Consider the following 26,964-nt stretch of genomic DNA (forward strand, 5'->3'; position numbering starts at 1 on the left):
GAGGTAGCTAGTGACCAAATTTGAATTTGCCCATACTGCCGACGGAATCGCGCGCCAAGCCGGAGCCCTGCTCCGCAAGTTCTACGAAAAGGGTGTCTCTACCGAATACAAGGGAGACGTCGACATCGTTACCGAAGCCGACCGTGCCAGCGAGCAGCTCATCCGCGAAAAGCTGAAGGCAGCCTTTCCCACCCACGGGGTCTATGGTGAAGAGGGAACTCGGGACCAGATGGAGAGCGAGTACCGCTGGTATGTCGATCCGCTCGACGGCACCACGAACTTCGCCCATGGCTTTCCGGCCTTTTGTGTTGTCCTTGGCCTGGAGCACCGCCCTCCCGGACTCGCGCCTGATGCCGATGGCGAGATCGTCGCCGGCGTCGTGTACGATCCTCTGCGCAATGAGATGTTCTCCGCTGAGCGCGGAAAGGGAGCATTCCTCAATGGCCGTGCCATCCACGTCTCCAAGACAAAGACGCTGCAGGAGTCCCTTACGGCAACCGGATTTCCCAGCCGCAAGCGTCATGCCAGCCCGAACATTCACTTCTATCAGGAGTTCACGCTGCGCTCTCACGGTGTCCGCCGTGCCGGTTCCGCCGCGCTTGACCTTGCGTACGTCGCTTGTGGCCGTCTCGATGGCTTCTGGGAGTTCAATCTCAATCCCTGGGACACCTCTGCGGGAGTTCTTCTGGTGGCGGAGGCAGGCGGAACGGTGACGCACTTCGACGGCGGCAAGTTCACGCTCGACAGCCGCGAGGTTCTCGCCACCAATGGCCTGATTCTTCCGGAGATGAAGCACCTTTTCGTCGAACTTTTTGCTGGTAGAGGGTTGGACCCCATCCCCACTCCGGCGGAGTTTGCCGCGAGGCGGGCCGAATCGCAAAACCAGGAGTAGAGGCTCTGAATCTGAAATCGGCCTAGAAAAGTCCTATATTTGCGGCAAACTTCATTTGCAGCAGCGACGACAACTGCTGCTAAAATCGAGACACAAGCTCAGACACAACCAGTATTTTTCAAGTTGTACAAAGGGAGATTTAACGAGATGGCTTATGTGATTGCGGAACCTTGTATCGGGACAAAGGACACGGCTTGCGTGGACGCCTGCCCGGTGGACTGCATCCACCCGAAGAAGGATGAGAACGGCCACGCCGATTCCGATCAACTGTTTATCGATCCAGTCGAGTGCATCGACTGCGGCGCATGTGTTCCTGTTTGCCCAGTCTCTGCAATCTATGCAGGCGACGATCTGCCCGAGAAGTGGGTTGAGTACCAGGCCAAGAACGCCAGCCACTATGGCCGCTAGTTTCGCTGAAACAGCAAGCTATAAAACGCGCAGCCAAACGGCTGCGCGTTTTGCATTGTGATTGTCTTTTCTTCAACTATCGCGCTGCGTAGCTTGCACTTCACTTCTTAAGACCCAGAGCAATAGATGATACAGCGGCAAAGCGAGGCGATTGTTTTGCGGGCGTGGCCCTTTCAGGAGGCGGATCTGCTCGTCAGCCTTTTTACGCGCGAGCAGGGGCGTATTAAGGGAGTGGCTCGCCATGCCATGCGTTCCCGCCGCCGCTTCGGTGGAGCGCTCGAACCCATGACCCACGTTCGAGCTACCTATGCCGAACGACCCCGCCAGGAGCTTGTCCGTCTCGATGCCTTCGAGATCCTGTCTTCTCCTTTGAGCCGCCCTATCGACTACGCTCGCACCGCTGCATTACAGCTTGTAGCGGAGGTCCTCGAAGAGGCTCTGCCTGAGCAGGCTGCCGAAGATGCAGTCTTTCGCCTGGCTCTCGCCGTTCTCGAGGAGATTCAGATCGGTAGAACCTCAATTCCTGTCATCTACTTCTCGCTTTGGATCAACCGGCTCATGGGCTGGATGCCCGAGCTTGGTCACTGCGTTGTGTGTGGTCTCGACCTGCGCGGCGGCACGGTCTGGTACTCGGCCACCAGCGACGGAGTTACCTGCTCTGATGATCGCCGCAACAGCAGCGTCGCCCTCTCTGCCGAGTCCGCATCCATTGCCGCCCGCATCTTCCGCGGTACCGTGCGCGATCTGGCAAAGGAGCAGTGGCAGAAGCAGCCATTGGTAAACCTCGAGCGGTTCGCCATCGACACCCTGGAACGTCACCTCGAACGCAAGCTGGTCAGTGCCCGGGCTTTGTTCCGGCTCGGCAAAAACCGCTTTGAATTTTCTTCTGAAAAAGACTCCATTTAGAATCGGTTAACTACGCGAACAGAAAAGAGACTCATGCAGGCGACAGGCAAGAAGAAGGCAGCGCTCACATTTCAGGAGCTTTTATTCACCCTGCAACGGTTCTGGGCCGACCAGGGCTGCGTGTTGCAACAGCCCTATGATGTTGAGGTCGGTGCAGGAACCATGTCTCCCGATACCTTTCTGCGCGTGCTCGGTCCCAAGCCCGTCCGCATTGCCTATGCGCAGCCTTCGCGCCGCCCTGCCGATGGCCGCTACGGCGAAAATCCCAATCGCCTCTTTCGTCACACTCAATTGCAGGTCATCCTCAAACCGCCGCCGGTTCGCATTCAAGAGCTGTATTTGGAGTCACTTACGGCTATCGGTATCGATCTGCGCGAGCACGATATCAAGTTTGAAGAAGACAACTGGGAGTGGCCTGTAGGAGGAGCATGGGGTGTCGGCTGGCAGGTGATGCTCGACGGCCTTGAGATTACCCAGTTCACCTATTTTCAGCAGTGCGGAGGCATGGACCTCGATCCGATCTGCGGCGAGATCACGTATGGATTGGAGCGAATCGCCGGTTTCCTTCAGGATGTGGACTCCATCTATGACATCGTCTGGGCCGTGGAACCTGATACAGGCCGCAAGGTCACTTACGGCGAGATGCGTCTTGCCGAAGAGGAGCAATTCTCTGCCTACAGCTTTGACTATGCCGATGTCAGCAAGCTTTGGGAGCACCTGAATCTCTACGAGTCCGAGTGTCTGAGCCTGCTGAATCAGGCCAAAAACTTTGAAAAGATGGACTCGCTTGAATTGAAGCGGTTCCCTGTGCTCGGAGCCTACGAGCTGGCACTGAAGTGCTCGCATGTCTTCAACTTACTGGATGCGCGCGGAGCCATCTCTGTTACCGAGCGCGTGGGCGTGATGGCCCGGATCAGGACGCTGGTAGTCGGTGTGGCCAGGATCTACGCCGCTCAGGGGCAGCTTTTAGAGTCAGCAGTCTAGCGAATTATTTACTGGAATTATTGAAAGCGTAAGGAAGGTTATGGCGGAGTTTCTGTTCGAGATTGGTCTGGAAGAGATTCCAGCGCGGATGATTGCCAGCGCAGAGGCAGAGCTGCAACAGCGCGTGGTGGCAATGCTGGAGCGGGAAAGACTTGTATCGGCTGGAGTTGCGAGCAAGAGCTTCGCTACGCCCCGACGTCTTGCCGTCTGGGTGGCAGAGGTTGCCGAGCGTCAGCAGGACATTACGGAAGAGCTGGTGGGGCCTTCGGTAAAGGTGGCCTTCAAAGACGGTGTGCCTACTCCGGCTGCTGAGGCATTTGCCAAAAAAGCAGGCGTCGCTGTTTCTTCCCTCAAGACCGTCACCACTCCTAAAGGGGAGTACATTGCGGCGAGCTCGACGAAGCAGGGGCTCGATGCGGCGGATGTGATTGTGTCTGAGCTGCCCAAAGAGCTTGCAGCAATTTACTGGGCCAAGAACATGTACTGGCGTCCGGGACGTCCGGAGCGGTTTGTTCGGCCGGTGCGCTGGATGGCAGCTCTGTTGGGGGCAAAGCCGGTAAAGGTTAGTTTTGGCGGTTATGAAGCGGGCTCTGTGACCTATGGCCATCGAGTTCTCTTCGGCGACGAGCCAATTGCGTTGAAGTTGCCGGGTGAGTATGAGCAAACGCTGGAGAAGAGCTTTGTTGTAGCCGATGTTGCAGTTCGCAGGCATAAGATTCGCAAGGCTCTGGATGCTGTCACCCGCACCGTCGCTGAAGCTCGCTGGCGCGAAGACGAGGACTTGGTTGAGACCGTAACCCAGCTTACGGAGTGGCCTTCGGTCATCATGGGCAGCTTCGAGACCGAATACCTGGCCTTGCCTGAGGAAGTTCTGGTGACGGTGATGCGGGATCACCAGAAATATTTCGCCGTGGAAGACAAAGCCGGGAAGCTAGCGCCACATTTTCTGGCGGTTTTGAATACCGAGGCAGATGAAGCGGGACTGGCAGTGATTCGCCATGGCAATGAGCGCGTTCTGCGGGCGCGGTTTAACGATGCAAGATTCTTCTGGGAGTTCGATCAGCGAGTCTCTTTGGCAGATCGCGTGGAGCTTCTGAAGAACGTTACGTTCCAGAAAGATCTGGGCAGCTATGCGGCGAAGACTGCGCGGGTGCGGAAGCTGGCATCCAACTTGGCGGGGCTGGTGCTTCAACGGAAGTGCGAGCTAAATCCTGTGGCACTCGACGAAGCGGTCTCCTTGGCCAAGACAGACCTGACGAGCGAACTGGTGAAGGAGTTTACCGAGTTGCAGGGAATCGTCGGCGGTCTGTATGCACGGGCGCAGGGGCTTAGCGCGGCTGCCGCCGATGCCATCTATGACCAATACAAACCGGTGTCGATGGAAGACTCGGTTCCGCGTACTGTTGAAGGCGCTGTGCTGGCGATGGCAGATAAGGCAGATACTATTGCCGGAATGTTTGGGCTGGGAATGGAGCCTACGGGTTCGAAAGATCCATTTGCTCTCAGACGTGCGGCGAATGGAATTGTGAAGGTTTTGGCCGAGACGACAGTGGCGTTGCCGCTGACGCTGACTGAGGTTGCAGCCGCAGCCTGCGGGCAGAATGAGGCCTTGACGGGCAAGGTTCGTGGATTCCTAGCGGAGCGATTGGAGTTCTATCTGAGGGAAGCCCGAGGGCAAGCCTACGATGTGGTGAAAGCGGTTCTGGCTGCGGGAGCTGATGATGTTCGCGATGCTGTAGCGCGGGCAGAAGCGGTGACGGCAGTACGCGGGTCCGATGATTTTGCCGCGGTTTCAGCGGCCTTCCGGCGCATGAAGAACATTCTGGCGCAGGCGGCGGAGAAGAGCATCGCTCCGGGGGCTCACGTAGAAGATGCTCTGCTGGCGGAGGCTTCGGAGAAGGCTTTGGCGCAGAGATCTTCGGAGCTGGCAGCGCGAGTAGCGTCTTTACGAGCAGAGAAGAACTACAAAGCTGCGCTCGAGTCGATCGCTACACTGCGTCCGCAGGTAGATGCCTTCTTCGACGGTGTGATGGTGATGGTGCCGGAGCCTGAGGTTCGAGCAAATCGTCTGGCTCTGCTCACGCAGGTGTTGGGAGATTTTTCGGGGATCGCGGATTTTTCAGAGATTGTGACGGCCGGATAGGTAAAAGTATTTCAAAGTCGTAGCTTGTATATTGGCCGCTCAGGAAAGATGTAACGCTTTACATCCAAAGGTTTTTGTCGTCTAGTTGGTACTGCGGTTAAACGTCCGGTCGATCGGAGTCATCCTTGACACACTTGTCTCGCGCTGCCACGTTGCTGATTGTGTTGTGCAGTCTCTCTCTCTATTCTTTTGCCGACGACATCCCTCATCTGGAAAAGAAGGATGGCCGCTTCGCGCTGATCGTCGATGGTCAACCATTCCTGATGCTCGGTGCTCAGATTAATAACTCAAGCTCGTGGGCGAGTGAGCTGCCAAAGGTCTGGCCGGCGCTTGAAGATATGCATGTCAACACCGTCGAAGCGCCTGTCTATTGGGAGACGATGGAGCCGGAGCCGGGCAAGTTCGATTTTGCAAACGTTGACCTTTTGGTGAATGGCGCGCGCGAGCATCATCTGCATCTGGTGTTGCTCTGGTTCGGCACATGGAAGAACGGTCAGGCGCATTATGTGCCGGAGTGGGTAAAGACTCAGCCTGAAAAGTATCCACGTGAGATAAGTTCCTACGGAAAGGTTCTCGATGTTCTGTCTCCTAATTCGGAGACCAATCTTGATGCGGATAAGACTGCATTCTCGGCATTGATGCGGCATATCAAAGAGATCGACTCTGCGCAGCACACGGTCATCATGATTCAGGTTGAAAATGAATCGGGATCGATAGGGTCTGTTCGTGACTTCTCACCTGCCGCTCAAAAGGACTTCAACGCGCAGGTTCCGTCCTCATTGGTGAATGCTCTCCATCTGACCTCGGGCACGTGGTCGAAGGTCTTTGGTGCGGATGCGGATGAACGCTTCGCTGCGTACTCGACTGCGCGGTATATCAATGAGGTAGCGCGTGCGGGCAAGGCCGAGTATTCGCTACCGATGTACTGCAATGTGTGGATAACCTATCCTGTTGCCGCGCTTGAAAATCGCGATCATCCAAGCCCTGGACAAGAGTATCCGAGCGGAGGTCCTCAGCAGGGCAATATTGGAATATGGAAGGCTGCGGCACCATCGATCGATATTCTCGCTCCGGATTTTTACTCCAACGATGTGGCGCTTTATCACAAGACGGTTGCTGCCTACCATCGCGATGACAACGCGCTCTTTATCCCCGAGACCGGCAGAGGACCGAACTTTGGAAAGTATTTCTTTTATGCGCTCGGTCATGGAGCGATTGGCTTTTCTCCCTTTGGCGTGGACTATACGGGGTGGTGGGGTACTGAGAAGGTGCCGGAGTCTATGTCCGAGAATTATTCGCTCGTAGGCCCCATGGATCGAGAGATCGCCAAGCTCAACTTCGACGGCAAGCTGCAGACCGCAGTCGAACAAAAAGGCGAGCCAAGACAGTCTCTTCATTTCGACGGAGTAGATGCAATTGTGTCATTCGGTTTTCCGCAGCGGGATGGTGAAGCACCGCCGGGAACTGCGGACGATCATGGTCGCGCGATTGTGGCGCAACTGGGACCATCGGAGTTTCTGGTGACAGGATTCGATGCGAGTGTCAGCTTCAAGGTAGCGGATGTGCCTGGGGCAGCAGCAAAGAATGAGCAGTTGGAGATTCTTCGCGCTGATGAAGGGCAATATGTCGATGGCACATGGCAGACTTCGCGCATATGGAATGGAGATCAGACAGACCGCGGATTGAACTTCAGGGGCCCAAAGCAATCGGTGATTCGCATTCGTCTGCACGTGCTTCCTCTTTATGACCAGAGCGTGCGAGAGAGATAACGGCTGAGGTTCAGTTAAAAGCGGTACAAAGAATATTGGAGAATTTTTATGTTGAGACGCGACTTCATTAAAACGACAGGCACACTTCTTGCCGCATCTACCCTTCCCAGTGCTGCGGCGCTCGCATCATCGACGGAGGATGGATCGACGCGATCTGTTATTTCGATCAACCGCAACTGGCGTTATCATCCCGCAAAGGTAGAAGGCGCACATGCTCCGGAGTTCGACGACTCATCGTTTGAGCGCGTCGTTGTGCCGCACACGAACGTTCGCCTTCCATGGCACAACTTCGATGATAAAGATTATGAATTCGTCTCCACTTATCGGCGACGCTTCAAGTATCCGGCGAACGCTAAAGGGAAGCGAGTCTTTGTTGATTTCGAAGGTGTGATGACTGCATCGACTGTTTGGATCAATGGCGTCGCTCTCGGCGAATACAAAGGCGGCTTTACGCCATTTTCCTTTGAGCTTACTCCGCATCTTCATACAGACGCAGAGAATGTGCTGGTCGTCCAGGTCGATTCAACAGAACGCGCCGATATCCCACCCTTTGGATACGAGATCGACTACATGACCTTCGGTGGCATCTATCGCGAGGTCTCGCTGCGAGTTGTTTCGCCGACGTACATCGACAATATATTTGCTCATCCCAAAGACGTTTTAGGCGACTCGCCCTCGCTCGATGTGGATTGCTTTCTTGCCGGTCCTCATCCTGAGGACGGGTTGGCGCTTGAGATTGAGCTGCGCGATGGCGATCAGGTTGTCGCCAAGCAAAGTCAGCTTGTGAAGAAATACGTACCGACGACGGACGCCGCTTCTCCGCTCGATCCAACGACCAGCGCGCCGGTATATGCGAGTGTGCAGACTACTTCAGATCCGGCATTGCACACAGTCTCCCTGGATCATCTTGGAAAGATACAGTTGTGGGATCTTGAGCGGCCCCATCTTTACAGCGTTCATGTGCGGCTCTTGCGTTCCGGGCAGGTGATCGACGAAGAATCGCGCCGCATTGGATTTCGCGAGGCTACGTTCACCGATCACGGCTTCTCATTAAATGGAAAGATCATTAAATTGCGTGGTCTCGATCGGCACCAGACATTTCCCTTTGTTGGTCAGGCGATGCCTGCGCGTGTTCAGCGTAAAGATGCTGAGATTCTGCGCCAGGGGATGCACTGCAATATCGTTCGCACCTCGCATTATCCGCAGTCTCGACACTTTCTGGATCGCTGCGATGAGATCGGGCTTCTTGTTCTCGAAGAGATTCCCGGATGGCAGCACATCGGACCGGAGCCATGGAAGCAGATCTCTATCGACAATGTCGGCAGGATGATTCGTCGTGACTGGAACCACCCTTCCATCATCTTATGGGGCGTACGCATTAACGAGTCCAAGGACGATCACAGCTTCTATACACGAACCAATGCGTTGGCGCACGCTCTCGATAAGACACGACAGACTGGCGGCATCCGCTACTTTCAGGAATCGGAGTTCCTTGAAGATGTCTTTACAATGAATGACTTCGGTTTCCCATTGAAGAAGCCGAATCACCCCAGATATCTCAACACTGAATTTGTAGGTCATACGTTTCCTACAAAGACGACCGATGACGACGAGCGCCAGCGCGAGCATACGCTGCGTCATGCACGCATCCACAATCAGCTTGCATCGGACCCGCAGTATGCGGGCGGTATCGGCTGGTGTGCCTTTGACTACAACACGCATTCCAACTTCGGAGCGGGCGACCGAATCTGCTACCACGGCGTTGCTGATATGTTTCGCGAGCCGAAGCCGGCAGCGGGCTTCTATAAATCACAGTGCGACCCTGCGGAGGAGATTGTTCTGGAGCCTGCATTCCATTGGGCAAAGAGCGATGAATCGGTCGGCTTCTCGAAGGCTGTTGTCTGTTCGAACTGCGATCATCTGAAGTTCTATCTTCGTGAGCGCAGCCTTGAGAGCAATCCGTGGACGTTGTTTGCGGAGCTTGATCCTGATAAAGAAGAGTTCGGAAATCTGGTTTATGCTCCGTTCATTCTTGAGCTTTCAGCAATAGACAGGAAGCAGTTTGAATTTGCCTGGGGAGATCTCCGGATCGACGGATATCTGAAAGGGAAGAAGGTCATCTCCAAATCGCTGTCCGGGCTTGGGGTCGATCGTCAATTCCATCTATTGCCAGACGACACAACTCTTGCAGCCGATGGAGCTGATACCACTCGTGTAGTGCTTCGAGTGACGGATGAATTCGGTGCGGTGCGCACTTATGCCAATGATCCGATTATCTTCACGCTGGAAGGACCTGCAGAGCTTCTCGGAGATAATCCGTTTGCGCTGATCGGTGGAACCGGTGCGGTCTGGATTCGTGCAAAAGAGACGGCGGGTACAGTGAAGTTAACGGCAAAGCATCCGCGACTCGGATCGCAGACAGTCGAATTTAATTTGACGGCTGCTCCTTCCGAATTGATTTAGCGGGTGCTTTTTATAACTGGCCCAGTGGATTGGCGCAGGATTAGTGTTGGTTGAACATCATAATCCTCGCCAATCGGAGGCTTCTTCGTCTTTGCCTGTGAGGATTGGTAGAGCGCTCGAAAGGCCGCGGTTGCAATCTCGATGCGCGGTAGACGAAGGGTCGTCAACGAAGGCTGTGTATAGGCGCTTAGCTGAATATCGTCGTACCCGACGATCGAGATTTCTTCGGGAATGCGCAATCCACGCTCATGAATTGCTCCCATCGCGCCAATCGCTGTCAGATCGTTAGATGCTACGATCGCTGTCGGCTTTGCGCCGGAGTTAAGTATCCGAAGCATCGCTTCGTGACCACCGTCGGCGCGATGGTTGGCCTCTTGAATCAAGGCCGAATCGCGTTTTAGTCCGTGCCTTTCGAGGCTCTTAAGGAATGCCTGGAAGCGGGTGCGAGCTGAAAACAGATCGAGCGGGCCGCTGATAAATGCGATCTTGCGGTGTCCCAGCTCTACCAGGTGATCCATCGCCATGGCTACGCCGGCGGCATGGTCGACTCGGACACGGCTTACACCAGGCCCCAGTGCTCCCACATCCATAAAAACCAGCGGAATATTTCGATGGCTGAAGACTTTGATCAAGCGATCTTCCATCTCGGAGGTCATGATGGCAACGCCATCAACTTTGCGCTGCATCATGCGTGTGACACAACTCTCCATACGCGCGGGATCGTAATTAGTATTGGCGACGAGCACCTCCTGTCCATGCTCGACCGCAATATCTTCAAAAGATTTCACCAACTCCGGAAAGAATGGATTTGTGATGTCGGAGATGATTAGGCCATAGAGGCTGCTGCGTCCGGAGCCAAGCGAACGAGCGTTGGTATCGGGATAAAACTGAAGCGCCTCAACGGCGCGTCGAACTCGCTCTGCAGTCTTGGGGGTTACCTTGTCGGAGCCATTGATGGTTCGCGACACAGTGGCAGTGGAAACCCCGGCTCTTCGGGCGACAGCTTTAATATTCATGTCGGTAATCCCATTCTAGGTTGCCGAGGTGTCTCCCCGGTGATCTCGGATGTCCTGAGCAGTGTTCTTAAACGTTCTAAATAAATAAGTTACAATTAAATTCTCTCTTCTGAAAAGATTGGCTCAAACTAGCAAGTTATTTTGGCACATAAGACAGGCTGGCTCGACTAATTTCATTCGCTATTTCAGCGCAAACAATAGAAACAGTTTCTGCCTTTATTGTTAACCTTTTAGTGATCTAGGGATCGCAGAGAGGTCGCGCAGACATTTAGAGTCTTCACGCTCCTTCTTAAAAACCGCAACTCTTTTTGACAACGCTCAATTCCTTCCGACAAGAGTGATCTAGATCAGGGAATTGCTCCATTTAAATAAAAAGCTTGACTGAGGTACTACTGATCAGGCTTAATAACTAGCGCATTCGTAGACCCGTCAAAGACAAACGTTTGTCTTTGGCCGTGACGGTTATACCAACGAGTCGACGAGCGTACAGAACACAGCTGCAGCATCATTTTTTGGAGGCACTACGATGAAATTCAGATGGCAAGCGCTGATGCTTACCGTTGTCATGCTAGGAGCGGGATACGTCGGAATGGGGTTTGCGCAGAACACCAATTCGGGCGATCTCCGCGGGACGGTGACGGACACAACCGGAGCTTTGATTCCGGGGGTGACCGTAACAGTCGTCAATAACAATACAGGCGTGGTCAAAACGCTGACGACCAATAGCGATGGGTTGTACGATACAGCCTCGATTGTTGCGGGCAACTACAAGATCACGTTTGTGAAGGATGGCTTCACGAAGCTCGAGCGGTCATCTATTACGGTGTTGGTTGGAACGACGACGGTCAATGCTGCGTTGACTATAGGCTCAGTGACCGATCAGGTCGTCGTCAATACCGACGTGCCGTTGCTGAACACAGACAATGGAGAACAGACCACAACTCTAGAAGCCAAGACGATGTCGCAGCTCCCGCAGGTCGGACAGGATTGGCAGAACTTTACCATCTTGTTGCCCGGAGCCACCGGCGCACCGGGCGGTTCGCAGGGTGCCGCGAACCCCGGCCAGGAAGTTTCGGTAAACGGAAACCTGCCGTATAGCACGGTACTTGCAGACGGTGCATCAACAACATTGCCATCCAGCGCCAACTCTGACGTTTCCACGCTGGAGACCGTGCAGGAGCTTCAGGTCAGCACCTCGGCTTTCTCTGCTCAGTACGGAATCGGCGGCATCCTCTTCAACCAGATCAGCAAGGGCGGCACGAACAGCTTCCATGGTTCGCTCTATGAGTATTTTCAAAATACTGCGCTGAACGCAGCTGATTATGCTTTTGGAAGCACCAACGCGAAGGTTGCGATTCAGCACTATAACAACTTTGGTGGTTCTGTCGGTGGACCCATCTTCAAGAACAAGATGTTCTTCTACTTTAACTACGACAAGATTCTTCAGCATGGCGGCTCAGCAAACGGGTTCGAAACAGTCCCGACGGCGGCGATGTTAGGCGGAGATTTTACTGGGCAGAACGTAATTTACGATCCAGCGACCACGACGGTGGTTAACGGCGTTGTGCATCGCACTTCTTTTGCGGATGAGTATGGAAACGGCAATGTAATTCCGGCCAGTCGAATCGATCCGGTTGCCAAAGCCATTCAGGCCTTCTATCCGAAGCCGAATACACCTGGAAAGATTGTGAACGGAATCGCTCAAAACAACTTCTTCTATAACGTTCCCGGTTCCAATCCATATACCAAATACTTTGGCCGTCTGGATTACGACATCACTCCTAATAATCGGCTCACGGTGTCTGAGACCGAGGGTGACAACCCGCAATATGGTTACGCCCAGGGCATCTGTCCTATCAACTGCGGAACCGAGGACGTTAGCAGGAACAATGCTCAGATCAGCGATGTCTGGACCGTTTCGTCTCATCTAACCAACGAAGCCAGAATCGGCTATACCAATCAGCTCAACTTTTTTGTGCCTGCAACTCTCAATCAGGGTTTCCCCGGAAAACTTGGATGGCAATTCGCCAAAGCGGATAACTTTCCCACGGTTAATATCACTGGTTACTATTCGCTCGCTTCTGCAACCAATGCCGTTTACAAAGAGCATGCCTACGACCCATCCGATGTCGTGACATTGATTCTCGGTAAGCACATCCTGCACTTTGGAGGTGAGTTTCTGTTCTTCAGAGACAACTCCACGGCTTGGGGTAATGTCAATGCTGGAACGATGGGCTACACCGGAGCATATACCGAATCAACCCAAGGAAATAGCGCAACGGGTCTTGCTTATGCCGACTTCCTGCTTGGCCAAACACAAAACTGGAGCGCACAGGTTACGCCAGAATACGGTGGCAGAATGCGCCTTCCACAGATGTTCGTGCAGGATGACTACAAGATCCTTCCGAATGTGACTGTAAATCTGGGACTGCGTTATCAAATCCAGTCGGGATGGGGAGAAGTCAAAGGCAACATGAGGGTCTTTGATCCAACCGTACAAAACCCCGCAACAGGTACGCTGGGTGCCATGTGGTATGGGTCAACCCATGCAAATGGACGCACAACTCTTCAGGCTCCTGTCTACACCACACTCCTTCCACGCGTTGGATTTTCATGGCAGGTTCATCCGAATACAACATTGCGCGGCGGATTCGGGCTCTATGCCTATAACTGGAGTCTTGATACCTATGGCGGAGGAATGGGATCAGCCTTCGGTAGCCAGGGCAACGACACCGACCAGACCAATGGTGTTACATCGGTTGTACAGCTCTCCGGAAGTGGCGCAAATCTTCCGTATCTTACGGCCTCGACGGACCCGAGTGCCTTCAATGGTCAGGGCGTAACCTATAACCAATACCACACCTCTGTCGGCGGATCTTACCAATGGAACCTGAGCGCGCAGCAGGAGTTAGGTACAGATACGGTGGCTTCACTTACCTATATCGGCAACCATGGCCACAATCTGCCATTCCCTGTTGATATCAATCAGGTTCCCGAAGCCAAGCTATCCCCGAACGACCAGCAGTTCCGTCCTCATCCGCAATATACAAATATCAGCGGTAGCACGAATAACGCGATCTCGAACTACAACGCACTTCAGGCTGCAGTTCAGAAACGCTTTACGAGTGGGTTGAACTTTAACTTTAGCTATACGTGGTCTCACTTTCTGGATGAGATGGATTCATCTGGTTGGGGAAGCCGCGCGGGTTCGCAGGCATATCAGAATTCTTACAATCCTGAGGCCAATTACGGGAACTCGAACTTCGATGTACGAAATGCATTGAAGGGCAGCGTTGTCTATCAACTGCCCTTTGGTAGAGGTAGAAAGTTCCTGAACAACAACTGGGCGATGGATGAAGCACTGGGCGGCTGGCAGGCTTCGGGCACTGTGGTAGCTCAGAGCGGTCAACCATTCACTGTGACAATGAATACAGATAACTCGTACAGCCTCGGTGGCTCAGCATCGAATGGAAGTAAGTGGTATCCCAATGTTATTGGGAACCCTCGTATCTCCAATCATGGCGCTAATCACGGAACTGGCCAGTGGTTCAACGAGGCGGCGTTTGCACAACCGACTCCGGGAACCTTCGGTAACTCCGGCCGAAATAGTCTTACCGGCCCTGGCCTGACAAACGTCAACTTCTCGCTGGGTAAGTCGTTTGCGATATGGGAACAGGTGCATTTGCAGATTCGTGCAGATGCTAACAATGTGCTCAATCATCCCAGCTTTAAGTTGCCGAACTCTGCACTCACTGTATGCTCCGATACGACGAGCGCCGGCTGCACAAATGCATCTGCAGGTGCAGTCGCTACAGGCAGTTCAACAATTACAGGAGTCACGATCGGTGGCCGCACCATGCAGTTAGGGGCGCGACTGACCTTCTGATACACTCCGTTGGGATGGCGGGAATCTCCGCCATCCCAATGTCTTTTAATCGGACGACCTATTGGAAAGGTCAAACGGTCTTGCAATGAAGGTGTTTTGTCTTCTTTTTTTATTGAGCCTCGGTGGAGTTGGCTCAGGGGTAGCGCAATCTGCGAATACTTCAACAGCAAAGCAGGTTCAGGCTCATGAACAAAGAGCACATGAGCTTTTGAGTCAGAAGAATCCGGCGCTCGCGGCGAAGGAGTTTGCAGCGGTTGTTGCGCTGGATCCGAACAATATTGATGCGCAAGCAAATTTAGGCGTACTCCTTTTTTTTCAAAAAGATTATGCCCAAGCTGAGCCGCATCTTCGCAAAGCGGTTGAGCAGCAGCCGGAGCTGACTAAGATTCGAGCACTCCTCGGCATGTGTGAGAGAAATCTTGGTGAGAACGATCTCGCGCGCACCGATCTACAGGCGGTCGTCGATCAGCTCAAAGAGCCAAGTGTGCGGCTAGAGGCTGGATTGGAGCTGATTGAGCTATACACTGCAGCACAGGAGCTTCCTAAGGCAGCAGCAGTCGTCGAAGTCTTGCGCGCCGGCGCACCGACTGATCCGCGAATCCTCTATGCGGCTTACCGCATCTATTCCGATCTGTCAGGCGAAGCGCTTCTGGATCTGTCGGTGGCCGCACCGAACTCCGGGCAAATGCATCAGGCGATGGCACATGAACTCAATCGCATAGGAAACACCTCCGGTGTGATCGCCGATCTTCGCAAGGCAATTGCAATTGACCCAACCCTGCCGGGAATTCATTTTGAATTGGCAGAGGCGCTCCGTGCATCCTCCGATCTGAAGCTTCGCGCAGAAGCAGAGCAGGAGTACAAGCTGGCTGTAGCAGCGAATAGCCGGGACGAAAAGGCGATATCGCGGCTTGGCGACATTGCTGTTGAAAAAGATGACTTCGACGGCGCAACAACATATTACAAACGTGCCCTTGCACTGGTGCCGGGAGATGCGGATGCAACTCTAGGGTTGGCCCATGTCTATATCGAGAAGGATCAATCTGCTGCAGCACTGCCGCTGTTGGAGCCTCTGGTTGCTGCCGACCCCACCAATGTCCTCGCCCACTATCGATTGAGTACGGCTTATCGCAAGTTGAAACGGCCAGCTGACGCGAAGCGTGAGATGGATGCCTATCAAAAGTACAAAGGCATTAAAGAAAAGCTGGGAGCGGTTTATAAAGATATGCGTCTTGAAAATCCTCAGGATGAGCCGGATAAGTAGATGCATTCAGTGCTGCACAAGATACGAACCTGGAAACCGCATAGGGCAACTCTTCCATCATGCCTTGTGAAACTAATCTGTCCTCTTGGCCTGATCTTTTGTGTGGGGTTCATTCAAGCGCAGGCAAAGGCAGTATCGAGCTCTGCGAAGCCGAACCTCTCCGAGGAGCATTCCGCTAATAATGAGCGTGTGCCGCAATTAGTGGATATAACGGCTTCAACTGGTATCCACTTCGAACACCTCTCCAGCCCCGAGCAGAAGTACATCGTTGAGTCGATGAGCGGCGGAGTTGCCTTGCTTGATTATGACGGCGATGGCTGGCTCGATATCTACTTCACCAACGCTCCTAGCGTATCTATGGCACTGGCCGGAAAAAAAGCAAGGAGTGCGCTCTTCCATAACAACCATGACGGAACGTTTACGGATGTTACGGAGAAGGCCGGTGTCGGTTATCCGTGCTGGGCAATGGGCGCTGCCGTGGGTGACTATAACAACGATGGCCGGCCCGATCTAATCGTTAGCTGCTTCGGTGGTGTGGTTCTCTATCGCAACAATGGCGACGGCACGTTTACCGATGTCACCAAGGCAGCGGGACTCGACAAAGACACAGGCTGGGCTACCGGTGTTACCTTTGGCGATTATGACGGCGATGGAAACTCCGATTTATTTGTGCCGCACTATGTAGATTTGGACATGAACGATCTGCCGAAGTTCGGATCGAGCAAGACCTGCCAATATCACGGGGTGGCCGTTCAATGCGGGCCGCGTGGACTCAAGGGATCTCCCGATACCCTGTACCACAATAACGGAGATGGCACTTTTACTGAGGTTGCTAAACAGGCCGGGGTCGATGATCCGAATCATTTCTTTGGACTTGGCGCGGTCTGGTCTGATTTTGACAATGACGGGAAACTTGATCTCTTTGTTGGAAATGATGGCGAGCCAAACTATCTTTACCACAATGAAGGCAATGGGCACTTTAAGGAGATGGCCTACGACGCTGGCGTTGCTGTGAGCGAAGATGGAACGGAACAGGCAAATATGGGCCTTGCGCTAGGTGATTACCTGAATGTTGGCCGCATAAGTCTGGTCGTAACGCACTTCAGCGACGAATATGCCGCGATGTTTCGTAACGATGGCGGAATGACCTTCTCCGATGTTTCGCGTGCGTCTGGGATCTCACGTTCGAGTTCGCCCTACGTCGGTTGGGGCGATGCTTTTCTGGATCTCGATAACTCCGGTTGGAAAGACCTGATTTTAGTGAACGGACATGTTTATCCGCAGGTTGACAGCGTGAAGATGGGAACGAGATATAAGGAGCCCAAACTTGTCTTCAAGAATCAGCACGACGGTACATTCAAAGACGTAAGTGAAGAGTCGGGCGAGGCCGTGCGCGAGCTTCAGGTCAGCCGAGGGCTTGCAGTCGGAGACCTATTCAATACCGGCAAGCTCGATGTCGTGGTGGAGAATTTAACTGGCAGTCCCATGATTCTCGCAGCCAAAAGCAATCCAGCGAATCACTGGGTAAGTTTCGATCTGGAAGGAAGCCCCAAAAACCGATTAGCTCTGAACGCCCGGGTTTGGGTGACGATCGGTAAGCAGCGGCAGATGGATGAGGTCCGAAGCGGTGGCAGCTATCTGTCTCAGAACGATCTTCGACTACACTTCGGATTGGGTGACGCGGCTCGAATCGATAAGGTCGAGGTGCAGTGGCCCAATGGTGAGCGACAGTCTTTTGAGAATATTGTCGGCGATCACTTCTATCATCTGAAGCAGGGTGGCACTCTCATCCCAGTGCCGCAGACGCGATAAGCTCGGCTATTCCATAAACGCCAACAAGATCAGTTTGCAGCGTCGGCGCGTTTTTTAGACGGTTTAGAGGCCCGAGCTGTCGATTCACGAATAATGAGCTCTGGGTCAACTCGAATCAGCTCCGGTGTAACTTCGTCCGCAAGTTTCTTCAGCAGCATGCGGGCGGCAGTGCTGCCCATCTTCTGCAGCGGCTGGCGAATGGTGGTAAGGCTTGGAACCTGATATTGAGCAGACTGGATATCGTCGAATCCCAGAACCGAGACATCTGTCGGAACACGAAGTCCACCTTCATGCAGCGCGCGTATGGTTCCCATGGCCGATACGTCGTTGAAACAAAGAACCGCTGTAAAAGGCCGTCGACTCTGGATAAGATGGCGAATGCCCGGGTAACTGATCTCGGGCGAATGAGAATCTTTTTCGAGATGAATTGTCAGGTCGTCGCTTACTGCCAGTCCGAGCTCTCGTGCTACATGCATCGTTGCGGCCCAGCGGGTATCGGAGTCGGAGCTGAAGGGCTGCCCCTGCATGAATGCTATCTTGCGGTGCCCAAGCTGGTGGAGATGTCGCAGCGCGAGCTCCGCAGCTCTCTCGTGATTCAAGATCACGTTAGTCACCCCGGACAACTCCGTATGTCCGGCCACAAGAACGGTGGGTAATGGTAGCAAGGCATCTTCTGGCAGATGCGTATCAATCGCCAGAATGCCGTCGACACCGCGCGACCGCAACAACTCAGGATAGGTCGAGACCAGTTCTTTTTTGTGTCGGTGGTGGACGGTGAAGTAGAAGAACCCCTCTCGCATCAGAAGATCGCCAACGCCGCTGAGCACTTGGGAGTGGTATCCCTCGCCCAACTCCGGCAGCAGCACACCGATGGTCTGCATACGTTTTCCCTGCAGGGTGCGCGCAATCATGCTGGGTTGGTAGTTGAACTTAGCTGCCGCAGCTTTGACGCGTTGCCGGGTGGCCTCGGGGATGGATCTGCCGGGTGCATCGTTCAGGACAAACGATATGGTCGAGGGGCTGAGTCCAAGATATTCCGCCAGCATTTTGAGGCTGGCGGGGCGTGCTGTACGTGGAGCGTGCGCGGACTGTTTTGACATAGACGATTAGCTGGCAGAGTTCTCTCGCGTAAAGAAATGGCCTGATTAGAGAGTATCAACAGGACGTTGAGCAGTCATACAAAAATCGATTCGGCAGCCAAAGCCAATATTCTGAGCAAAGAGAACCGAGAAGTTAATTTCGTGTTGGACAATGGACAAACGTTTGTCTAAACTTATCCAGCTACAAGATCAACTGGATTTCAGGGTAGGACGTCAATGACAGGACTTTAAGTCCATGATCGCTCAACGTACCCGCCCAGGAAAGAAACCGCTTCAGGAGTTGCCAATGACACATCGTTTTATTTCGCGAGCCTTCATTCATCAATTTGTTGTGGGTGGCTTGTCGCTCGCTCTGCTCGGTGGGTTGTGCCCACACAAGCTATTGGCGCAGGTGCATCCGATGGCCAGGAGCCAGCATACCCAAAGCGCTGAAGACACGAAAATGGCTCGCTTTGTAGATGATCTCCTGCGCAAGATGACGCTTGAAGAGAAGATTGGGCAGATGAGCCAGATTGCGCTCAATCAGCCGCAGGACGTCTCGCCGGACCAGCGCATCCTTAACGGTCAGGTGGGCTCATTTCTCTTTCTCACCGACGCTAACGAAATCAATCGCCTTCAGCATATTGCTGTCGATCGCAGCCGACTCCATATTCCCCTCATCTTCGGATTCGACGTCATCCACGGATTTCGCACGATCTATCCTGTTCCGCTGGCTCTCGCGGCTTCCTGGGATCCGGAGATGGTCGAGCACGTTCAAAGCATGGCTGCCAAAGAGGCCAGCGCCGTAGGCGTCAATTGGACCTTCGCTCCTATGGTCGATATTGCGCGCGATCCACGCTGGGGCCGCATCATGGAAGGTGCGGGCGAAGATCCATACCTTGGCTCCAAGATGGCGGCAGCTCAGGTTCGCGGCTTTCAGGGAGATCGCCTTGGAGCCCCAGATCATATTCTTGCCTGCGTAAAGCACTTCGCAGGGTATGGAGCTGCGGTAGGCGGCCGCGATTACGACTCGTCCGATATCTCGGATGAACAACTCTGGAACGTCTACTTTCCTCCGTTTGAGGCTGCGGTACGCGCAGGCTCCGGATCTTTAATGCCGGCCTACATGGACTTGAACGGAGTTCCGGCCGCAGGCAACAAGTTTTTATTGCAAGAGGTCCTTCGCGATAAATGGAAGTTCAATGGCTTTGTAGTCAGTGATTGGGATGCAGTTTTCAATCTGACCACGCATGGGTTTGCCTCCGGCCCCGAGGATGCAGCGGCTCGCGCCGTAAACGCCGGTGTCGACATGGAGATGACAGGCCACGTTTATCGCGACAATCTCGCTGCTGCGATCAAAGATGGCTTGGTCAAAGAATCGACCATCGACGAATCAGTGCGGCGCATTCTGACCACCAAGTATCGCCTTGGCCTCTTCAGCCATCCTTACGTCGATCCATCGAAGGCATCCGCACAACTTGTCTCGCCGGAACAACGCCACTCTGCCAGAGTTGCTGCTGAGCGAACTGCTGTCCTGCTGCGTAACGAAGACCACTTACTCCCTCTCAGCAAGTCGCTGAAATCGATCGCAGTCATCGGGCCGCTTGCCGATTCAAAGCCGGACATCATGGGCTCATGGAGTCTGGCCGGGCATCCTGCCGATGCAGTGACTGTACTCGAAGGGATTCGCAAACGCTTCGGCGCAGATACAACCGTGTCCTGGGCAAAGGGAGTTGAGATTGCGCGCGGTCAGCCCTCTATCTTCGACAGCCAGTTTCCCAGCCCACAGCCTACGCTGAAGACAGATGCGGAGCGCGATGCGGAGTTTGCGCACGCGATCGATCTCGTCAACAAATCTGAGGTCACCGTGATGGTTCTTGGAGAGGCGCAGAACATGAGCGGCGAGCGTGCTTCCCGGTCCACACTTACACTTCCCGGCAAGCAGCAGCAGCTCCTCGAAGCTGCGGTGGCAACCGGCAAGCCTGTAGTCTTGGTGCTTCTCAATGGAAGGCCGCTTAACATTACATGGGCGTCTCAGCATGTGCCTGCCATCCTTGATGCATGGTATCCAGGCACAGAAGGCGGCAATGCAATCGCCGATCTGCTCTTCGGCGATGCAAATCCCGGAGGTAAGCTGCCAGTAAGTTGGCCGCGCAGCGTAGGGCAGGTTCCTATCTTTTATGCGCGCAATCTGACTCAGATTCCCAATGACCCCGATACACGCTATTGGGATGGATCCAGTGCTCCTCTCTACCCATTCGGCTATGGACTCAGTTACACCAGCTTTAATTTGGATGGCCTCAAGCTGGCCTCTTCTTCTGTAAAGTCCGGCTCCTCGCTGACAGTTTCAGTGGATGTACAAAATACCGGATCGATGACAGGTGATGAGGTCGTGCAGTTTTATACTCATCAGCGTTCTGGCAGCGCTTCCCGTCCCGTGCGTGAATTGAAGGGCTTTCGGCGCATAACGCTTAAGCCTGGCGAGAAGCAGACTGTTGTGCTGCAACTCGACACGCGCGATCTTGGTTTCTGGAGCTCGCAGACACATCACTGGGCGATCGAGCCTGGTCTCTTCGATCTTTGGGTAGGAACCAGCTCAGCCGCCACCGACCACGCTACCTTCACCGTTTTGCCTTAGCAAGAACAAGAAGAGGAACTCATGACGACTCGTCGAATATTGTGTATCGCTGCTCTTCTCTTTTGTCTGTTGTCGTTCAATTCTTTTGCGCAGTTCGCGCATACGCAGCAAAAGCAGATTGTTGATGCGAATGGTAAGCCGTTCCTTATTCGCGGAACAAACCTTGGCAACTGGTTTATGCCCGAAGGATACATGTGGGACTTCGATGGCGGTCCACAGTCGGCTCGCGAGATTGAAGCTCTTGTGACGGAGCTCCTCGGACCGGACAAGGCAACAGACTTCTGGCATCAATATCGGGAAGACTACATCACACGGCAGGACATTCACCTGCTGCACGAATCTGGGTTTAATACCATTCGCATCCCGATCCACTACAAGTTTTTCGAGACAAATAATTCAGAGGGCTTCGCTCTGCTCGATCGTGTCATTCAATGGAGTCACGAGGAAGGGCTATACGTCATCATCGATATGCACGCTGCTCCGGGTGGACAGACTGGGGCAAATATCGACGATAGTTACGGCTATCCCTGGCTATACGATAGCCCGCGTGAACAGGCTCACCTGATCGCAGTCTGGCAACGAATCGCCGCTCACTATAAAGACAATCCAACTGTGCTTGGCTACGATCTGCTGAACGAGCCAATCCCGCACTACCCCAGCCTTGCACCGCTCAATGCCAAGCTTGAGCCGGTTTACAAAAAACTAACGGCTGCTGTTCGCCAGGTCGATACCCATCACATTCTCTTTCTTGGTGGAGCGCAGTGGGACGGCAACTTCTCGGTCTTCCATCAACCATTCGACAACAACACTGCTTACACCTTTCATAAGTACTGGTCCAAGACGGACGTTTCAGTGATTCAGCAATATCTCGATTTTCGTGATCGCTACAACGTTCCTATCTGGATGGGTGAATCTGGAGAAAATACTGACGAGTGGATCACCCAGTTCGTCGATCTGCTCAATAAAAACGACATCGGCTGGACCTTCTGGCCTTATAAGAAGATGTCGAAGACCTCTGCTGTTGTGACGATCACGCCTCCAGATGGATGGGATAAGATCGTTGCCTTTGCCAAGCTGCCGCGAGGCACAGGACAGGTGGAAGAACGACTCAAGGCAAGGCCCGATCAAGAGACGATCAACCGCGCCTTTGCAGGCCTGCTCGAAAATATCAAGCTAAAAAACTGCCATGTTAACCCAGGCTATCTAAAGGCGCTTGGGATGAAGCCCGTATCAGCAAACTGAAAATTTACAACACCGTTGAGAGAACGGATTGCTCAGGAGAGAAGATGAATTTCAGAATTAGTAGTTATCTGCTGCTCGCTGCCTCGATACTTACTTCGCAAGCAATGTGTGCGCAAAAAAAAGCTACCTATTGGCTGACGACTCCCGATAGATCATCTCTCTTGCAGTTACAAAAGACGCCGCTGGATTTTGCCAAACCCTCAGGGAGCAACCCGACCATCAATGTAGATGACAAGCAAACATTTCAGACGATGGATGGATTCGGCTTTGCATTGACGGGCGGTAGTGCTCAGCTAATCATGCAGATGGATCCTGCAAAACGTGCTGCATTGCTTCACGAACTCTTCACCGACAATGACAATAACATCGGCGTCAGCTACCTGCGAGTCAGCATTGGATCGTCTGACATGAACGCTTATGTCTTTTCCTACGACGATCTTCCGGAGGGCCAGACCGATCCAGAGATGGCCAAGTTCGATCTCGGCCTCGATCGCAAAGATGTTATTCCGGTGCTAAAGCAAATTCTGGCAATCAATCCGAAGATAAAGATATTAGGATCGCCCTGGTCCGCTCCACTATGGATGAAGATGACAGGCAAAGCAAAGGGGGGTGTCCTGAAACCAGAATACTTCGCAGCCTACGCCACTTATTTTGTTAAATACATTGAGGGGATGAAGGCGGAAGGCATTCCTATCGATGCCATCACCATTCAGAATGAGCCGCTGAACGAGAAGAACACGCCCAGCATGGTGATGCTTGCCCCCGAAGAAGCTGACTTCATCGAAAACGATTTGGGGCCGGCCTTTGCCAAAGCTGGAATCAAAACCAAAATTGTTCTATACGACCACAACCTCGATCATCCCGCTTATCCGCGCTCCATCTTGAAGGATCCCGCCGCGAATAAGTATGTCGATGGCACTGGATTTCACCTCTATGGCGGTACGGTCGATGCAATGACTCAGGTTCATAATGCATTTCCTGACAAGAACATGTATTTCACCGAGCAGTCGGTGACGGATCATGGCGGTAGCGATCAACTCAACATAGCTCGCCCTGTAGCGGGAATCGTCATCGGCGTCGCCCGTAACTGGAGCAAGAATGTATTGCTCTGGAACCTTGCTGCCGACCCTCAATTCGGTCCGCATACCAACGATGGCGGATGCACTGGCTGCCAGGGCGCACTCACCATCGATGGTAGTAAGGTCACCCGCAACCTTGCGTTTTACACAATTGCCCATGCATCCAAGTTCGTTCCGGCTGGATCTGTTCGTATCGGATCGAATGACATCGATAACCTTCCGAATGTTGCCTTCAAGACTCCCGAAGGGAAAGAAGTACTTATCGTTGCAAATCCCAACGATTCATCTCAGACGTTCAATGTCAGTTATCACAAAAAGGCATTTACTTCTGTCCTGGGAGCGGGAGACGTTGCAACTTATATCTGGTAACGATCTGAAATAAGAAGGCGACCATGACGCTTAGGCAACTTCGATGCATAACGGCTAGTGTTGCATTTTTATTGAGTGCAGTTCCTCTGTGGGGAGCTTCGTATTACACGCTACGTCCTGACGATCCTAAGGCTGTCTATCTGGTCAAAGGCGATCAAGGTGTGCATGGTGATGGCATCGCCGACGATAGCGATGCCATTCAGCAGGCCATCGATAAAGTACAAGAGTCAACGGTGCAGGGAATAGTCTTTATTCCCGAAGGGCGTTACCGCATTAGCAAAACAATCCTCGTCTGGCCCGGTATCCGCTTGATCGGCTATGGCGCAAAGCGTCCTGTCTTTGTACTCGGAAAAGATACACCTGGATTTCAGAAGGGAATCGGTTATATGGTTCTCTTCACGGGTGGCCGCCCGGATGCAGCCCATCGCAGACCCCGCCGTGGTGAGCCTCTGGCGGGAATTGTGCCACCCAACGATTCGATCTCAGATGCTAATCCTGGAACGTTTTATTCCGCGATGAGCAACATTGATTTTGAAATTCAAGATGGCAACCCAGCGGCTATCGGCATTCGTTTTCATGTAGCGCAGCACTGCTATCTGGCACACATGGACTTTCACATCGGTTCCGGCATGGCCGCATTGCATGACATAGGCAATGAGGCCGAGGACCTGCACTTTTATGGCGGCCAGTACGGCATTATGACTCGCAAACCATCTCCCGGATGGCAATTCACGCTTCTCGACTCCACATTCGAGGGACAGGCTCGCGCCGCAATCAAGGAGCATGAAGCCGGACTTACATTAGTTCGCGATCATTTTAAAGATGTACCCACAGCAATATCCATCGATCCAGGTTACTCCGATGAGCTATGGGTAAAGGATGCGCGGTTCGAAGATATCAGCGGCCCTGCTGTCATTATTAGTAATGAGCTCAATGCGCACACTGAAATCAATCTGGAAAATATAATCTGCCGCAATGTTCCTTTCTTCGCTCAGTTTCGCGAGAGCGGCAAAAGGATAAACGGAACCGGAGATATCTACCAGGTAAGCCATTTCACTCATGGCTTAACGTTTGCAGTAGATAACGCTACTCCAACGATCCAGACAACGAATGATGCTCATACACTGAACTCACTTCCTGCTACGGTTCCGTCTGACATTCCGCCTGTCCCTGCGATGAATACTTGGGTCAACATACGCACGCTCGGAGCGAAAGGTGATGGCATAAGCGACGACACGGCCGTCATCAAGAAGGCGATTGCCGAGCATCGCACGCTCTATTTTCCATCGGGACACTATATTGTCACCGACACAATTACTCTGAAGCCCGATACGGTTGTGATCGGCCTTAATCCCAGCACAACACAAATCGATCTACCCGACTCTACACCGGCATTTCAAGGTCCCGGTTCACCGAAGCCACTGCTGGAGACACCTCATGGCGGAACGAACATCGTCACCGGCATAGGGCTCTATACCAACGGAATCAATAGCAGGGCCGTCGGCGCAAAGTGGATGGCTGGAACTAATTCACTAATGGACGATGTTCGCTTTCTAGGTGGCCACGGAACAAACTATCCCGGAGTTTCTTTTTCCACGATCTACAACAACACCCATACCGCCGACTCTGATGCACGTCGCAAATGGGATAGCCAGTATTCGAGCCTATGGATCACCGACGGAGGTGGCGGTACCTTCGCCGATATATGGACTCCGAGTACCTTCGCGCAGGCAGGCGTGTCGATCTCTAATACTTCAACTCCAGGACGCATCTACGAGTTATCAAGTGAGCACCACGTTCGTAATGAGGTGAAGTTGAATCATGTCTCTAATTGGCAGATCTATGCTCTGCAAACCGAAGAAGAGCGTGGAGAGGGTCCATTCGCATTGCCGCTTTCCATCAACGATTCAAGTAACGTCACTATCGCGAACTACCATAGCTATCGAGTAGTTAGCAGTTATCAGCCATTTCCAAATGCAATCAGAGTTACAAACTCACACAACATCCAACTGCGAAATATTCATGTCTACAGCGATAGCAAGGTGTCTTTTGATAACTCCGTAGTTATCGAGCAACCGCATAACATCGAAATCCGCGATCGCGAATTTGCCGCACTTGCTATCGATGAGCCTCGGGCAGCCAGCACGACTCCTCGCCACTCTATAGTTCTCGCTGCCGGAGCAAAGGTAGAAAAACTTAGTACAGGCTTCTTTAATATCTCCGGCGCAACGGTAGATAAATCCGGACAGCTTTACTTTGTAGACGCCCACTGGCAGCGAATCTATAAGTGGTCGCCCGAGAGCCACAGCCCGGTGATTGTTAGCGACAGCCCATTGTCGCCCGTGCAGTTAGCATTCGATAAATCCGGCAACCTGATAGTCGTCTCCTACGACGGGGATGGCACCATCTACACCTTCAACCCGAATTCATTAGAAGAGAACATCACATTGCTCAAGCCGCAGCCGGCCTCGAAGAGGCCAGGACTTACGGCAGTTCTTCCAGTAAATTACTGGCGCAACGAAAATGACTTTATGCAAGCTGTTCCGGTCTTAAAGCCTTATCAGTACGTCTCTCTCGACGGCACTACTTTCATTCCCGCCGGCGAAGATTTTGTCACGGGGGCGTTGTATTACGGAACAAAGATGGCTGATCTTCTCCGCGCGTTTAGCCTGGCGCGGGCTGTGCCTGGGCATCCCTTCTATAGCAGTGATGAATCGCAAGAGAAGACATATGTCTCCAATGTCGGTTCCGATGGAACATTGATGAACACAAAACTTTTCGCGGAGCAGGGCGGCGAAGGCGTCGCACAGGATGAAGAAGGAAATGTCTTTATCGCGGCTGGTCAGATATATGTATACAACTCTTCCGGAAAACTAATCGACACGATCGACGTTCCGGAACGTCCTATCGACATTCTCTTTGGCGGAAAGGACGGACGAACGCTGTTTATTCTTACTCACAACTCACTCTATTCAGTGCAGACAAAAGTGCAGAGGCTTCGCTAGCAGCGAGAG

At 53.1% G+C, this 26,964-nt stretch carries 16 protein-coding genes; 14 read left to right on the forward strand and 2 right to left on the reverse strand.

Features of this window, described 5'->3' with window-relative positions; translation table 11 throughout:
- The first annotated feature begins 10 nt into the window (after window positions 1-10).
- From IEW09_RS12545 to IEW09_RS12575, 7 genes are all read left to right on the forward strand, one after another.
- Complete coding sequence (locus IEW09_RS12545) at window positions 11-892, forward strand: inositol monophosphatase family protein (protein WP_188554570.1); 882 nt, start codon at window positions 11-13, stop codon at window positions 890-892.
- Between the two features lie 147 nt (window positions 893-1,039).
- Window positions 1,040-1,300 (forward strand): 4Fe-4S dicluster domain-containing protein, encoded by a 261-nt coding sequence (locus tag IEW09_RS12550; protein ID WP_188554571.1) that lies wholly within the window; start codon window positions 1,040-1,042, stop codon window positions 1,298-1,300.
- A gap of 126 nt (window positions 1,301-1,426) precedes the next feature.
- Window positions 1,427-2,206, forward strand: coding sequence for a DNA repair protein RecO (gene recO / locus IEW09_RS12555; RefSeq protein WP_188554572.1), 780 nt, complete (start codon window positions 1,427-1,429; stop codon window positions 2,204-2,206).
- A 33-nt stretch (window positions 2,207-2,239) separates the two neighbouring features.
- Window positions 2,240-3,190, forward strand: coding sequence for a glycine--tRNA ligase subunit alpha (locus tag IEW09_RS12560; protein WP_188554573.1), 951 nt, complete (start codon window positions 2,240-2,242; stop codon window positions 3,188-3,190).
- Window positions 3,191-3,230: 40 nt separating this feature from the next.
- The gene (gene glyS, locus IEW09_RS12565; protein WP_188554574.1) at window positions 3,231-5,333 is read left to right on the forward strand and encodes a glycine--tRNA ligase subunit beta; all 2,103 of its coding nucleotides are present in this window, start codon (window positions 3,231-3,233) and stop codon (window positions 5,331-5,333) included.
- Between the two features lie 125 nt (window positions 5,334-5,458).
- Window positions 5,459-7,102, forward strand: a complete 1,644-nt coding sequence (locus IEW09_RS12570) for a GH35 family beta-galactosidase (RefSeq protein ID WP_229739289.1) — start codon at window positions 5,459-5,461, stop codon at window positions 7,100-7,102.
- A 48-nt stretch (window positions 7,103-7,150) separates the two neighbouring features.
- On the forward strand, window positions 7,151-9,565 hold the full coding sequence (locus tag IEW09_RS12575; protein WP_188554575.1) for a glycoside hydrolase family 2 protein: 2,415 nt from the start codon (window positions 7,151-7,153) through the stop codon (window positions 9,563-9,565).
- Here the strand turns inward: IEW09_RS12575 and IEW09_RS12580 are convergent.
- The gene (locus tag IEW09_RS12580) at window positions 9,562-10,581 is read right to left on the reverse strand and encodes a LacI family DNA-binding transcriptional regulator (RefSeq protein ID WP_188554576.1); all 1,020 of its coding nucleotides are present in this window, start codon (window positions 10,579-10,581) and stop codon (window positions 9,562-9,564) included. The genes IEW09_RS12575 and IEW09_RS12580 overlap by 4 nt on opposite strands.
- A 526-nt stretch (window positions 10,582-11,107) precedes the next feature.
- On the opposite strand from IEW09_RS12580, the gene IEW09_RS12585 reads away from it, so the two are divergent.
- The 3 genes from IEW09_RS12585 (at window position 11,108) to IEW09_RS12595 (ending at window position 17,543) form a co-directional block, all read left to right on the forward strand.
- Window positions 11,108-14,467: a TonB-dependent receptor gene (locus IEW09_RS12585; protein ID WP_229739290.1), complete on the forward strand. Its 3,360-nt coding sequence runs from the start codon at window positions 11,108-11,110 to the stop codon at window positions 14,465-14,467.
- An 85-nt stretch (window positions 14,468-14,552) separates the two neighbouring features.
- Window positions 14,553-15,731 (forward strand): tetratricopeptide repeat protein, encoded by a 1,179-nt coding sequence (locus tag IEW09_RS12590; RefSeq protein WP_263369172.1) that lies wholly within the window; start codon window positions 14,553-14,555, stop codon window positions 15,729-15,731.
- Between the two features lie 66 nt (window positions 15,732-15,797).
- A complete protein-coding gene (locus IEW09_RS12595) occupies window positions 15,798-17,543 on the forward strand; it encodes a CRTAC1 family protein (protein WP_308420555.1) in 1,746 nt (581 codons plus the stop codon).
- Window positions 17,544-17,572: 29 nt separating this feature from the next.
- Here IEW09_RS12595 and IEW09_RS12600 read toward each other — a convergent pair whose 3' ends face one another.
- Window positions 17,573-18,643, reverse strand: coding sequence for a LacI family DNA-binding transcriptional regulator (locus IEW09_RS12600; RefSeq protein ID WP_229739291.1), 1,071 nt, complete (start codon window positions 18,641-18,643; stop codon window positions 17,573-17,575).
- A gap of 286 nt (window positions 18,644-18,929) precedes the next feature.
- On the opposite strand from IEW09_RS12600, the gene bglX reads away from it, so the two are divergent.
- The 4 genes from bglX to IEW09_RS12620 all read left to right on the forward strand — a co-directional run bounded on the left by bglX (window position 18,930) and on the right by IEW09_RS12620 (window position 26,955).
- On the forward strand, window positions 18,930-21,260 hold the full coding sequence (bglX, locus tag IEW09_RS12605) for a beta-glucosidase BglX (RefSeq protein WP_229739292.1): 2,331 nt from the start codon (window positions 18,930-18,932) through the stop codon (window positions 21,258-21,260).
- A 21-nt stretch (window positions 21,261-21,281) separates the two neighbouring features.
- Window positions 21,282-22,502 (forward strand): glycoside hydrolase family 5 protein, encoded by a 1,221-nt coding sequence (locus tag IEW09_RS12610; RefSeq protein WP_188554579.1) that lies wholly within the window; start codon window positions 21,282-21,284, stop codon window positions 22,500-22,502.
- A 44-nt stretch (window positions 22,503-22,546) separates the two neighbouring features.
- On the forward strand, window positions 22,547-23,950 hold the full coding sequence (locus IEW09_RS12615) for a glycoside hydrolase family 30 protein (RefSeq protein ID WP_188554580.1): 1,404 nt from the start codon (window positions 22,547-22,549) through the stop codon (window positions 23,948-23,950).
- A 71-nt stretch (window positions 23,951-24,021) separates the two neighbouring features.
- Window positions 24,022-26,955 carry a glycosyl hydrolase family 28-related protein gene (locus IEW09_RS12620; protein ID WP_229739293.1) on the forward strand — a complete coding sequence of 978 codons (2,934 nt, stop codon included), beginning with the start codon at window positions 24,022-24,024 and terminating at the stop codon, window positions 26,953-26,955.
- The last annotated feature ends 9 nt before the right edge of the window (window positions 26,956-26,964 follow it).

The sequence above is a fragment of the Edaphobacter dinghuensis genome (genome assembly GCF_014640335.1).
Lineage (GTDB): Bacteria > Acidobacteriota > Terriglobia > Terriglobales > Acidobacteriaceae > Edaphobacter > Edaphobacter dinghuensis.